This is a genomic window from Roseateles terrae (assembly GCF_014192155.1).
GTDB classification, from domain to species: domain Bacteria; phylum Pseudomonadota; class Gammaproteobacteria; order Burkholderiales; family Burkholderiaceae_C; genus Roseateles; species Roseateles terrae.
This window is the reverse complement of the sequence record NZ_JACHXO010000006.1, coordinates 91,973-105,182: the sequence shown is the minus strand read 5'-3', so window position 1 is coordinate 105,182 and position 13,210 is coordinate 91,973. Positions and strand designations below refer to the sequence as shown.

The following is a 13,210-nucleotide window of genomic DNA, read 5'->3' as shown; positions in this document are numbered from 1 at the left end:
ATCCTGCGCGGCGCGCGTCGGGCAAAAAAAAGCCTGCCGGCGATGTCGCGCGGCAGGGCTGTTGAGGAGGGGCAGGGTCGCGTTGCGTTGCGTTGCGTTGCGTTGAACGCCCAGAAGCGATCAGAACGCCGGCACCACCGCACCCTTGTACTGGGTCTGGATGAAGCGCCGCACCTGCTCGCTCTGCAGCGCGGCGGCCAGCTTCTTCACCGCCGGCGCATTCTGGTTGTCGGCGCGGGTCACCAGCCAATTGGCATAGGGCGAGTCGCCGCCTTCCACCGCCAGCGCATCCTTGGTGGGATTGAGCTTGGCTTCCAGCGCGTAGTTGGTGTTGATCAGGGCCAGGTCCACCTGCGGCAGGATGCGGGGCAGGGTGGCGGCTTCGATCTCGCGGAACTTCAGGCCCTTGGGGTTGTCGGTGATGTCCTTCACCGTGGCCAGGATGTTGGTCTTGTCCTTGAGGTGGATCACACCGGCCTTGTCCAGCAGGATCAGCGCGCGGCCGCCATTGGTCGGGTCATTGGGCAGGGCCACGGTGCCGCCCTTGGGCAGCTCGGCCAGGCTCTTGTGCTTGGTGGAATAGGCGCCGAAGGGCTCCACATGCACGGCCACCACCGGCACCAGGCTCGTGCCCTTGCCCTTGTTGAACTCATTCAGATAGGGCTTGTGCTGGAAGAAGTTGGCGTCCAGACGCTTTTCGGCCACCTGCACATTGGGCTGCACATAGTCGGTGAAGACCTTCACCTCCAGCTCCACCCCCTGTTTGGCCAGCTCCGGCTTGATCAGGTTCAGGATCTCGGCATGCGGCACGGCCGTGGCGGCCACGGTCAGCTTCTCGGCCAGGGCGGTGCCGGCGGACAGGGTGGACAGGGTCGCCAGGGTGGCAACGATGATCTTCTTCATGTTCAAACTCCTCGACTCACAAACACAGGGGCACGCATCCCGCGGCAGGACGCTCATCGATGCGACACCCGCTTGACCAGCCAGTCGCCCAGCATCTGCAAGGCTTGCACCAGCACCAACAAAAGCACCACGGTGACCACCATCACTTCCGTCTGGAAGCGCTGATAGCCAAAACGGATGGCCAGGTCACCCAGGCCGCCACCGCCGATCACGCCGGACATCGCGGTGTAGGACACCAGCGTGATGGCGGTGACCGTCAGGGCCGAGACAATGCCCGGCAGCGCCTCGGGCAGCAGCCCCTGCCAGACGATCTGCCGGGTGGTGGCGCCCATCGACAGGCCCGCTTCCACAATGCCGCGGTCCACACCGCGCAGGGCGGTCTCCACCAGCCGGGCCAGGAAGGGCGTGGCGCCCACCACCAGGGGCGGAATGGCACCGGCCACACCCAGCGATGTGCCGGTGACCAGCAGCGTGAACGGGATCAGCACGATCAGCAGGATCACGAAGGGCAGCGAGCGCAGGACATTGATCAGCAGCGACAGCAAACCATACAGCCGGGGGGAGGCCAGCAGCTGCCCGCGGTCCAGCAGGAACAGGACAATGCCCAGCGGCAGGCCCAGCAGCGTGGTGAAGAGCAGCGAGCCGCCCAGCATCAGCAGGGTGTCGCCCCCCGCCACCGCGATTTCCGACCAGTCCAGCGTGGCCAGCGTTTGCCAGAGGGAGACACTCATGCGCGCAGCTCCTCGACTTGCACGCCGCGATCAGCCAGCAACTGGCGCGCCGCCGGCAGGTCACCGCCGGTGATGGCGATGGTCAGTTGGCCGTAGGGCACCCGCTTGATGCGGTCGATGCGGCCGGAGAGGATGCCGAAATCCAGATTCGCATGGCGGGCCACCTCGCCCAGCAGTGGCTCGTAGGTGCGCTCGCCGAGGAAGGTCAGGCGCCACAAGTGCCCTTGCACCTGCGCATGGTCGTCACGCTGCTCCCCTTCATCCACATGCTCGGCGGCCATCACGAAACGGCGCGCGGTGGGAGATTGCGGATGCAGGAAGACCTGCGCCACCGGCCCTTCTTCCACAATGCGTCCGCCCTCCAGCACGGCGACCCGGTCGCAGATGCGGCGCACCACATCCATCTCGTGGGTGATCAACACGATGGTCAGCTTCAGTTCCTGATTGATCTCCGCCAGCAGGTCCAGGATGGAGCGGGTGGTCTCCGGATCCAGTGCGCTGGTGGCTTCGTCGCACAGCAGCACCTGCGGCTCCAGCGCCAGCGCGCGGGCAATGCCGACACGCTGCTTCTGGCCGCCGGAGAGCTGGGCGGGATATTTATGGGTGTGTTCGGTGAGACCGACGCGGGCCAGCAGGGCTTGCACTCGCGCCTCGATGCGGGCCGGGGGCCAGCCGGCGATGCGCATCGGCCAGGCCACGTTCTGCGCCACGGTGCGGGAGCTCAGCAGGTTGAAGTGCTGGAAGATCATCGCGATCCGCTGCCGGGCGGCGCGCAGGCCGGCGCCATCCAGCGCCGAGAGCGTTTGACCGGCGACCTTCACCTGGCCCTGGTCGGGCCGCTCCAGCAGGTTGATCACTCGCAGCAAGGTGCTCTTGCCGGCGCCTGAGGCACCGATCACCCCGAAGACCTCACCGGGCCGGACATGAAGGTCCACGCCTTTCAGGGCGGCGACCTGACGGCCATCGACCGTGTAGGACTTGTGCAGGGCTTGAAGCTGGATCACAGAAGAGCGGGCTGAAAAAGCGGGCCGAAAAACCGGTGAACCCGTGATCCTTAGGGATTACCCGGCGTTTGGCAACCACTCATTCTTCATATGCATATAAAGGTTGGGGAATTCCCAGCGTTTCGGGCATAAGGTTCGCAAGCGCCGAAGCCCGGCTTCGTTGGCCAGGCGGGTACGGTCGGGTGCGGGCGGCGCCGCTCAGGTCGGCAGCGGCAGGGACGCCAGATCGCGCAGCAATTCGCCGATGTTGGACCGCAGCGCCCCTTCGGTGGCGATGCGCAGCTGCTGGGTGGGGCTGAGGCTGTCGTCAATGCCAGCCTTCTGGGTGGTGCGCAGGATGCGCTGGTAGACCGGGGCCTTGCCGCCACGCTCGGTCAGTGTGTAGCGCACCGAGACGGCCACCTCCGGCGCCATCGGCACATTCGGTTGCGCCACGGCCATCAGTTCCACCTTGAGCTGGTAGCGCCCGGTCTCGGGTACATCCGGCATCAGGCCCACACGGCGCAGCGACTCCTGATAGGCCTGGTTCAGGCTCATGTCGCTCATGCGGGTGCCCCACAGGGGATTGGTGTCCTGCCCGCCTTGCACCGGCAGCAGATCGACATTGCGCCGCAACTGCGGGCTGAGCCAGGAGCGCAGCTGCAGCGAGTCCATGTCGGTGATCGACAGCTCCAGCGGACGTGCGGGGGCGCCGCAGCCGGTCAGCAAGGTCGCGCAGACGGCGGCCATCACAGCGGCCAGGCAGGCGGTCTTTGAGGCGGACGTGCGGGTCTGGGCAGTGCGGCGGTCGATCATGCCCTGCATCTTGCCAACAGGAAGGCCTGTGCGGTCGCTGGAAGTGACGGGGAAAGCCCGGGGACGTCGGGCGTTCAGAGCCGCCGATGGTTCAAGGCCGGCAACTGCGTGCGCACCTGCTTGAGCCGCGCCGGGTCGATGTCGGCCAGCGCCAGGCCTTCGCCTTCCGCAACGCAGGCCAGCACCTCGCCCCAGGGATCGATGACCATGCTGTGGCCCCAGGTCCGGCGGCCATTGTCGTGTTGCCCACCCTGGGCGGCGGCCATCACAAAGGCCTGGTTCTCGACCGCCCGGGCGCGCAGCAGCAGTTCCCAATGGGCCTGACCGGTGGTGTAGGTGAACGCCGCCGGCACGCTGATGAGATCCAGCGGCGGCTGCCCCGCCTCGAAGTTCATCGCCCGGTACAGCTCCGGGAAGCGCAGGTCATAACAGACCGACAGGCCGATGCGCAGGTCCGGATCGCCCGCACCCATCCGGGCGGTGAAGGTGGTCGGCGCATCGCCCGCCTCCAGCACACGACCTTCGTCGTAGTGCTCCCGCCCGTTGTCGTAGCGGAAGAGGTGCAGCTTGTCGTAGCGGGCCGCAAGGCTGCCGTCCGGCGCAAAGACGCAGGTGGTGTTGCGCACCCGCTCGGCCGGTGCTGATCCGCCTTCCAGCGCCATCGGCAACGTGCCGCCCAGCACCCAGACGCCGGTCTCCCGCGCCGCACGGCTGAGCATGCCCTGGATGGGCGCCTCCAGGTCTCCGGCGCGTTCGGCGAAGGCGAGCTTGTCGCCGTCGTGGTGGCCCATCAGGCAGAAATATTCCGGCAGGGACACGAGGCGGGCGCCCTGCGCGGCGGCTTGTTCAATCCAGTGCCGGGCCCGGTCCAGATTCGCCTGGAGCTGGGGGCCGGACACCATCTGAATGGCGGCGATCTTCATGGTGCGCTCTCTCCTGAAGGGTGGGAAGCCTCGCTGCTGCGCGGGGCGTCCGCACTGCGGCTGCGATCTCCACGGCCATTGTGGGCCTCGGAGGCTGACGGGGCGCTGGCGGACGGCTCGGCAGCCGGGACCGACCGACGCGGCAACTGCTCGATTTTGGGGTCGCTCCAGCTGCCCGTCACCCGGAACTCTTCGGTGCCGGCGGCGGCGATCGGTTTGCGCAGCAGCCACTGCGCCACGAAGGTGCCCAGGCCGATGGCCGGGTTGATCGCGGCATAGGCCAGCGCAGCACCGCCGGCATTGATCTCGGGCACCACCAGCACATGCAGGTCCTGCGTTTCGGCGGCGAGATCGGCGGAGCCTTCCATCAGCACCGCGGCCTGCAGGCCCTTCATCCGCAGGTTGTCGCTGCGGGCGACGCCGCGGGCAATCTGGATGTCGCCGCTGACGTTGTCGAAGGCGAAGCCTTCCGAGAAGATGTCGCGGAAGTCCAGCGTCAGCCGGCGCGGGATCGATTGCAGGCTGAGCACGCCCAGCAGGCGGCCGACCCCCGGCTCGGCCTTGAGGAACTGCCCGGCGTCCAGCGCGATGTTCATCTTGCCGGTCATCGACGGATAGTCCGGCGACATCGGCGACCCCGACCAGGCGAGTTGACCGGTCAGATGCCCCTTGCCGCGACGCAGCACCTGCCCCTGGCCCATGCGCTCGGCCAGCTTGCCGGCGTCTTCCACTTCCAGCTTCCAGTTCAGATCGGTGCGGCGCAGCGCCCGGCCGGGCTCCGGCGCCCACTGGCCGGTGGCCGTCAAGGTGGCGTCCTCATTCTTGAGCAGCAGCTTGCTCAGCTTCCAGTCGCGGGCATCGGTCTGCTGCTGCGCCTCGATCTCCAGCCGGCCCAGGCGCTTGCCCTTGAGTTCGAAGTTGTCCACCACGATGTCCAGCGTGGGGAAGGAGCGGGGGTTGCTGTCCAGCAGTTCCTCCACCGACTCCGCCTCGCTCTTGGGCACCGAGAGACGGGCCAGGCGTGCATAGACGCGGCCCGGCTGGTTGGGCCTGGCCATGCGCAGTTGCACGAAGCCGCTGAGCTGCTCTGCGTCGATGGACGCGCTCCAGGTGTTGGCGGGCGCGTCATGCGTCAAACCGGCGACGACGCGGTTGAGCGTGCGTCCGCTGACCTGCAGCGTCTGCGCCTTGATGGCCAGTTGCGTCGGGGCGTAGGGGCTGTCGGCCTCGGCGGCGGCCAGGGCCGGTTCCGGCGCGGCGGCGGTGCCGCTGGTGGTGGGGCCGATCAACGTGGGGATGACGGTCTGCCAGGCATCCACATTCAGCTGGTTCAGCGCCGCGCGGGCCAGCACGCCTTGCGCGGGCAGGTCGGGCAGCTTGTCGCCCAGCGACAGGGCGCCGCGCAGGACCTTCGCGTTCTCGCCGGTCACATCACGTTGATACAGCGCCGCCAGCGGACCGGCCTCTACCCGCAGTTCGTCCCGCAGCGTCCCGGCGGGGGCATTCAGCGCGCGGATGCTGACGCGCAGCGGCCAGGTTTCATCCGCCGTCTTGCGCAGCGGCGCGGGCAGGTCCACGCCCAGGCCTTGCAGATTGCTGGTCAGGCCGATTTCGGTCTGGCCCTTGACGATGCCCAGCTCGAAGCGCACCGGCGTCTGTCCGGTCATCACCGAGGCGAGACGCGACCCCACCAGGATCTCGGGCGCGTTGCGCAGGGCATCGGCGGTGACGGTGCCGTTGGCCACGAAACGCATGCTGCCGTCCGGCAGCGAGCCACCTTCGAAGCTGGTGTCGCCGCCCAGCACACGGGCCTGTCCGCCGCGGATCTGCAGGCCCTTTTCATCGAAGTCGATGCGGGCGCGGGCCTGGTTGAACATTGGCGCATCGGGCCGCAGGCGCAGGTCGTTGCCGGGCAGCAGCACCTGGCCCTTCACCGTGGTGTCGACGATGTGGGAGAGCGGTAGCTTCAGCGCCAGACGCAGCGACATCGGCCCGGTGCCCACCGACGAGTCCAGTGCATGACTGGTCATCTCGTTGACCGGGGAATGCTTGACGTAGCGCAGGGCGTCAGTCAGGGTGCCGCGGGCATCGCCGCTGATGTCCAGGACGGGGCTGTGGTGGTAGAGGTCCTGGATCAGGCCCTGCACATTGGTCAGCTCCAGCCCGCTGAGCCGGGTGCGGCCGTTGCGGATGGCCATGCTCGCGCGGTCAAACACCAGTTCCGCATCCAGCTGCTCCATGACAGGCCAGGGAGACGTGAAGGCCGGCTGGCCGTTCTCCGCCGGGTGGCTGGGCACATAGGCCAGGGTGATCCCGCGCAGCTGGGTGCTGACCTTGAAGATGCCCCTGCTACGTGGTGCGTCGAACGGGAATTCGGCCAGGTCGCCTTGCAGCCGGACGGCGACCTTGTTGGCGGTGCCGTCGCGGATCGCGTCCCGGACATAGCGGCTGGCGTCGACACCCATGCTGGCGGGCAGGTACTTGATCACCCGGTCAGCGCGGACTTCCTCGATGTGGCCGGTCAGGTCGAGGCGACCGGGCGTGCGGGTGCCGCGCGTCTGGCCGCCGCTTTGCCAGGTGCCCTCGAGGTCGGCCTGAAGGTCTTCGGTGACGAGCCGGACCTTGTTGAACTGCACGGTCCAGAGGGTGCCGGGCGCGGCCGAGGGCAAACCCGCACCCGCGCTGGCGTTGGCGCTCGCGGCCGCAGCAGGGGTCGCAGCCACCGATGCAGGCGACGCCGCGGAAGAGGCCGCCCGCTTGGCGGCCAGCACGGCCAGCCCGCCGACGGGCGCCTGCGTCACCGCCGGTTTCTGTGCGCGCCAGCTGAGCGATGCCTGCGCCTGCCGCAGCGCCAGCGTCGGCTCCGACAACACGCCCGGCAGGGTGATTTCACCGTCCCGGATCACCAGCGAGGCGGTGCCGCCCTGGTCGGTGGCTTCAAACTGGAGGTCAGCATTGCGGACGCCCGGGCGGCCGGTGTGCGGGGAGGACGCCGGATCGGCAGGCGCTTCGGCCGCCGCCGCGGCCAGTTGCAGGCCCTGCAGCTGACCCTTGGCGCGATAGCTGCGGGGCCGCTCCAGCGGACCGTCCCAGTGCACCTGCAAGGCATTGAGCATGCCGGCGGGTTTCATGTCCGCCACCAGGGTCCGGGGCGCATCGCCCACCGGCAGGCGGGAGAGGATCTGGGCGCCCAGCGTCAGGTCCAGCTGCTGGGCCTGGAAGTCTCCGCCCAGCACCTGACCGTTGCGTTCATCCCGCTGCAGGTCCACCGACCAGTCCGAGCGCGGCCATTCCAGACCGTCGCCGGCACTGAAACCCAATTGCTGCGCCTGCAGCAAAAACTGGGTGGGCGACTGCTTCATCACCAGTCGGCCTTCGATTCGTGCCAGGTCCAGCTCCGGCAGGCTGGGGGCCACCCGCAGCTTCACTGCGCGCAGGCCCATGTCCAGCGTGAGTTGCGTCGGCTGACCCTTGCGCAGGTCCAGCCAGGCGCGCAGCGCGCCATCCCCTTCATTCAGTTCGAAGGGCAGGTCGAGGTAGCGGCGCAGTTCCCGGACATCGGTGCGGGGCAGGTCGGCAAACAGCTGGCCGCTCCAGTGCTGCAGGGCCCCGGGACGTTCCAGCAGCGACTGGGTGAACTGACCACGCAAGGTGAAGCGCTGACCCCAGCCGGCCGGCGGCGTGGCGTCCACCCGCAGGTCGTGCCGACGCAGTCCGTTGCGCAGCACCAGGTTCAGGTCGAACAGCTCCAGCGGCGGCGCCTGCCGCATTTCATCCACCCAGCGGATGCGGCCATGCGCGATGGCGAATTCATGCTGCTGGAAAAACCAGTCGGCGGCATCGTCGGAAGCCGAGGTGTCCTGCGAGCCTTCGTCCACGCTCAGGCCCGCCACATACACCCGTCCCTGGGTGTCCCGGCGCAGCAGCAGCTCGGGGCTGTCCAGCAGAAGCCTGGAAAACCTCAACTCAAGCGCCAGCAGGGAGCGTGCCGACAGCACCGCATTGACCTGGGGCAGCCGCAGGGTCTGGCGACCGGCGGCATCGATCAGGCGAACATCCCGCAGGTCCAGGGCCGGGGCCCAGCCGGTGGACGGCGCGTGGATGCTGCCGATGCGGACCTGTATCCCCAATGCCTGGGTGGCTTGCTTTTCCAGGTCGGCACGCCAGTCATTGATGTGGGGCAGAATCGCCCACTGCAACGCCAGCCAGGCCGTCAGAAGCAAGGCAAGCAAGCCCGCGGACAGCCCGGCGATCCAGAGCGCGCAACGGGTCCACCAGCGTCGCGTCGCGACCGGGGACCCGGAGGCAGTGCTGGGATCGGCGGGAGAAGACATGTATGAGGGAACGGCGGACGCCGAATCTAGCACAGCCATTCCGGGCCATGAGCCAACGAGAGTTTTCTTTACCGATGGATTCAGTTGCAGCAGCGGTGAGCGCCGAACATAGCCGTTTTGTCCAGAGGATCCGGCGCCGGTATGGGTCGGAATTGTCTCTGTTGCCGCCCGGCCTGCCGGACGACACGGTCATGCGCGACCTCGTCACCCGATTGGGGCAAGACGGGCGCCCGCTCGCGGCGGCACTGCGGGTGATGCGCCAGCTGGTGCTGGAGCGTCTGGCGGTGCTGGATTGCGAGCAGGCCGCGCCGATGACCGACGTGACGCAGGCCATGACCCATCTGGCCGAAGTCAGTCTGGATATCGGCCTGGCCCATTGCCGCAGCGAGCTGGATGCGGTGCACGGCAAACCTCGCAATGAGAACGGCGAGGAAATCGATTTCTGGGTCGTGGGCATGGGCAAGCTCGGCGGACGGGAGCTGAATGTCTCGTCCGACATCGACCTGATCTATGTCTACGAGGACGATGGCCAGACCGACGGTCCGCAGCGCATCTCCGCCCATGAATACTTCGCGCATCTCTCGCGACGCCTCTCAACGCTGATTGGCGACGTGACCGAGGACGGTCAGGTCTTCCGGGTGGACCTGGCCCTGCGGCCCAATGGCAATTCCGGCCCGCCGGCGGTGAGCATGGCGATGCTGGAGGAATACTTCCTGGTGCAGGGCCGTGAATGGGAGCGCTTTGCCTGGCTCAAGAGCCGGGTGATTGCGCCCCGGGCCAGCGTGGCCAGCGGGCGCGCCTTGCAATTGCGCCATCTGGTGCAGCCATTTGTCTTCCGGCGCTATCTGGATTACGGCGTCTTCGAGGGTCTGCGGCAACTGCATCGCAAGATCCGCGATGAAGCCCAGCGCCGTGCCGCCGGCCGCCCCGAACGCGCCAATGATGTGAAATTGTCCCGCGGCGGCATCCGCGAGATTGAATTCATCGTGCAATTGCTGCAGGTGGTGCGCGGCGGGCAGTTCCCGGAAATCCGCACCCGTTCCACCCTCAAGGCTCTGAACCGGCTGGCCGCACGCGGCCTAATGAAGCCGGACACGGCCGCTGCGCTGGCTCAGGGCTACGACTTCCTGCGCCGGGTGGAACATCGCATCCAGTATCTGGACGACCAGCAGACCCACTGCCTGCCCAGCGGCGATGAAGACCTGAGCTGGATCGCCCGCAGCATGGGCCTGATCTGCCGCAACGACACCTGCCAGCTGCTGGACCGGTTGCTGGAGGTGCGCGAGCTGGTCGCCACCGAATTCGATGCGCTGCTGCATGACGGCGTGGCGCCGTCCTCCGGCGGCTGCCGCAACGGCATGTGCGGTGGGCCGCCGCTGCCCATCGACAGCGAAGAATTCCTGGAAAAGCTGCAACCGGACCTCGCCACCAATGTGCGGCGCTGGGCGCAGCAGCCGCGGGTGCAGAACCTGCGGGAAGAGTCGCGGCTGCGGCTGGCCAAGCTGGTCGGCCGCGCGTCCCTGGCGGTGAAGCAGGGCGAATGCACGCTGGAAGCGGCGCAGCGCTTTGTGGACTGGGTGGAGCCGCTGCTGCGGCGCGAAAGTTATCTGGCGCTGCTGGTCGAGCGGCCGGCGGTACAGGGCCGCCTGCTGCGGCTGCTGGGCCTGGCGCGCTGGCCGATGCGGTATCTGATGCAGCATCCCGGCGTCATCGACGAGCTGGCCGACACCCGGCTGCTGCACGAGCGCTTCGACGGGCCCGCATTCATCCAGGATCTGCAGGCGCGGCACGACGCCTGGGCAGAACACGGCGAGGCCAGTGAAGACGCCTTGCTCGACAGCCTGCGACGTGCGCACCACGCCGAGGTCTTCCGTACGCTGGTGCGGGACGTGGAAGGCCAGATCAGCGTGGAGCAGGTGGCGGACGAGTTGTCCCTGCTGGCCGATGCCACGCTGCAGTGCGTCATGGACTGGGCGTGGGACCGGCACAAGCAGAAGCACCGTCCGTCGCCGCGTCTGGCGGTGGTGGCGTACGGCAAGCTGGGGGGCAAGGAGCTGGGCTATGGCAGCGACCTGGACCTTGTCTTCCTGTTCGACGATGACGACGAGAACGCCCCTGAAATCTACGGCGCTTTCGTGCGCAAGCTCATCACCTGGCTGACGCTGCGCACCGCGGCGGGTGAGCTGTTCGACATCGACACGGCCCTGCGGCCCAATGGCAATTCCGGGCTGCTGGTCACTTCGCTTGAATCCTTCAACCGCTACCAGACCGGACGCGGCAGCAACACCGCCTGGACCTGGGAACATCAGGCCATCACCCGGGCGCGTTTCTGCGCGGGGGATGCGTCCCTGGCGGAACGCTTCGAGGCCACCCGTCGCGCCGTGATCACCTCGGCGCGCGATCCGCAGGCGCTGCGACTGGAAGTGGTGTCCATGCGCAACAAGCTGCGCGCGGCGCGGCCGGTGCGCGACGGCTTCTTTGATGTGAAGCACAGCCCCGGCGGCATGGTGGATGCGGAATTTGCCCTGCAGTATCTGATCCTTGCGCATGCCGGAGCCCATGAGGAATTGCTGGCCAATGCCGGCAACATCGCGCTGCTGCAGCGTGCCGAGGCGGTGAATTTGCTGCCGCCAGGTGTGGGCCGGGCCGCCGCCGACGCTTACCGCGAGCTGCGCAGGGTGCAGCATCGGGCGCGCCTGAATGAGCAATCCACCGCGTTGGATTCGGAAGCGGCCAAGGCGCTCGAAGGTCAACGCGACGCCGTGCTCACCCTGTGGCGGTCGGTGTTCGGCGAGTGACGGCGACAGACGCCGACCCACGCGGCGCCGTCCGCGTCTGGATGCTGATGGCCCTGGGGCTGACGGCGGGGTCCCTGCTGGCCTGGCTGCAGCCGCCTGCCGTGCAGGCCTGGCTGGAATGGCGGCCGGAGCATGCCTGGGACCAGCCGTGGCGCGCCTTCACCGCCGCCTGGGTGCACTGGAGCCCGCAGCATCTGGTGGCCAATCTGGCGGGCTGCGCGGTGGTCGGGTTGCTGGGCGTGACCGCGCGGCTGGGCCGCACTGAAACCCTCGCCTGGTTGCTGGCCTGGCCGCTGACGCAACTGCTGTTGCTGTCCGAGCCGCAACTGAACCGCTTCGGGGGGCTGTCTGGTGTGCTGCATGCCGGCGTCGCGGTGGCGGCGGTGTCGCTGCTGCGGGAGCCGCGGATCCACGGTCGGGTGCGGGCCATTGGCCTGCTGATTGCGCTGGGGCTCGGCGCCAAGATCATCGGTGAGCAACCGCTGGCGGAACCGCCCTTGCGTCATTGGGATGGATGGAACATCGCCATTGCACCGCTGGCGCATCTGACGGGCGCTTTGAGTGGCGCGGTGACAGCCCTGTTGTGTCTGATCTTGCGGGATGCGAAGCGTGATGCTTCCACGTCCAGCGACTCTTCTTCCTCATGAACGTTTCTGCGCCTCGCAAGTCCACCTTGTCTTCCACGGAGGCCGTGGTGGTGGCCGCGCTGTGCTTCGGCCTCTTCAGTCTCTGGTCGATCCAGGCGGTGCTGGCCGGCTTTCCGGCGGCCGAATATTCCAACGACGGTGTCCTGCAGATGATGGGCCTGGAGCTGATGCTCGCTGCCGCGGCGCTGCTCTTCCTGCGGGTGCGCGGCTTTGACGTCGCTTCATTGCTGCCCCGGCCCACCTGGTGGGACACGCTGTTGGGGGCCCTGACCTATCTGGCGGCGTGGGTGTTGGAGACGGTGAGCATGTCCGTCTATGAATCGGTCGTGCCGCCGGCCGCCACTCATGATGTCGTGCAGTTCTCGTTCACCGGGTTGACGGTGGCCACCTTGATCGGGTTCTCCGTCGTCAATGGGCTGTTCGAGGAAGTGTTCCTGCTGGGCGTGCTGACTCGGGGCCTGCGTCAGTGGGGGCTGGGTCTGGCCATTGGGTTGCCGATTCTGCTGCGGCTGATCTATCACACCTACCAGGGCCCGCTCGGTGCGATTGGTGTGGTGGCCTTCGGGCTGACGGTCACCGCGGTATACGTGAAGACGGGGCGGCTGTGGCCGTCGGTGTATGCGCACATCCTGGCGGACGTGATTCCGATGGCGGTGTGGGGCGCAGCGCAATAAGCTGCGTTTCGGGGCCACTCAAGCGCCCAGTTGCGGTCCATTTGCGGTCCATTTGCGGTCCGTTTGGCTGTGCAGTCGCCGGGCGCCGTGAAGGATTCGTTACATCGTTCGGGAGCCGCTTGGGGACAATCCAACGGTCCTTTCCAGCCCCTGCATCCGCAGCCCACGCCGGGAGGGCGTCTGGATGTGCGGAAGCGGTGGTATGCAGAAGAATGAATGCCTGGGCCAGCTCGGGCCGTGGATGAGCCGTGCAGCGGCGGCGGTGGCAATAAGTGCCCTCGTGGCATGCGGCGGCGGCAGCAATGGGTCCGGCGACAGTACCGCGACGCCGCCGGCGGGCACGGACCCGTCCTCGCCGGTGGCGAGTGCGCCGACCGGAGGAACCGGTAGCGGAACAGGAA

9 protein-coding genes are annotated in these 13,210 nt (G+C 67.7%); 3 read left to right on the top strand and 6 right to left on the bottom strand.

What is annotated here, in order from left to right:
* Window positions 1-120: 120 nt before the first annotated feature.
* The 6 genes from FHS28_RS16735 to FHS28_RS16710 all read right to left on the bottom strand — a co-directional run bounded on the left by FHS28_RS16735 (window position 121) and on the right by FHS28_RS16710 (window position 8,690).
* Entirely contained in the window at window positions 121-903 is a 783-nt protein-coding gene (locus FHS28_RS16735) for a MetQ/NlpA family ABC transporter substrate-binding protein (protein ID WP_088453430.1), read from the bottom strand.
* A 53-nt stretch (window positions 904-956) separates the two neighbouring features.
* Entirely contained in the window at window positions 957-1,634 is a 678-nt protein-coding gene (locus FHS28_RS16730) for a methionine ABC transporter permease (RefSeq protein ID WP_088453431.1), read from the bottom strand.
* A complete protein-coding gene (locus tag FHS28_RS16725; RefSeq protein WP_088453432.1) occupies window positions 1,631-2,638 on the bottom strand; it encodes a methionine ABC transporter ATP-binding protein in 1,008 nt (335 codons plus the stop codon). Before FHS28_RS16725 ends, FHS28_RS16730 begins: the two co-directional genes overlap by 4 nt.
* A 198-nt stretch (window positions 2,639-2,836) precedes the next feature.
* Window positions 2,837-3,433: a hypothetical protein gene (locus FHS28_RS16720; RefSeq protein WP_184295069.1), complete on the bottom strand. Its 597-nt coding sequence runs from the start codon at window positions 3,431-3,433 to the stop codon at window positions 2,837-2,839.
* A 74-nt stretch (window positions 3,434-3,507) separates the two neighbouring features.
* Entirely contained in the window at window positions 3,508-4,356 is an 849-nt protein-coding gene (locus tag FHS28_RS16715) for a carbon-nitrogen hydrolase family protein (RefSeq protein WP_088453434.1), read from the bottom strand.
* Window positions 4,353-8,690 (bottom strand): YhdP family protein, encoded by a 4,338-nt coding sequence (locus tag FHS28_RS16710; RefSeq protein WP_445677840.1) that lies wholly within the window; start codon window positions 8,688-8,690, stop codon window positions 4,353-4,355. Before FHS28_RS16710 ends, FHS28_RS16715 begins: the two co-directional genes overlap by 4 nt.
* A gap of 47 nt (window positions 8,691-8,737) precedes the next feature.
* Here FHS28_RS16710 and glnE point away from each other — a divergent pair, with 47 nt between their 5' ends.
* From glnE to FHS28_RS16695, 3 genes are read left to right on the top strand one after another with little or no spacing between them, the layout of a single operon-like run.
* Window positions 8,738-11,488: a bifunctional [glutamate--ammonia ligase]-adenylyl-L-tyrosine phosphorylase/[glutamate--ammonia-ligase] adenylyltransferase gene (gene glnE / locus FHS28_RS16705; protein WP_088453436.1), complete on the top strand. Its 2,751-nt coding sequence runs from the start codon at window positions 8,738-8,740 to the stop codon at window positions 11,486-11,488.
* Window positions 11,485-12,135: a rhombosortase gene (gene rrtA, locus FHS28_RS16700; RefSeq protein ID WP_088453437.1), complete on the top strand. Its 651-nt coding sequence runs from the start codon at window positions 11,485-11,487 to the stop codon at window positions 12,133-12,135. Before glnE ends, rrtA begins: the two co-directional genes overlap by 4 nt.
* Window positions 12,132-12,809, top strand: a complete 678-nt coding sequence (locus FHS28_RS16695) for a CPBP family intramembrane glutamic endopeptidase (RefSeq protein ID WP_088453438.1) — start codon at window positions 12,132-12,134, stop codon at window positions 12,807-12,809. The genes rrtA and FHS28_RS16695 overlap by 4 nt, the downstream gene beginning before the upstream one ends.
* The last annotated feature ends 401 nt before the right edge of the window (window positions 12,810-13,210 follow it).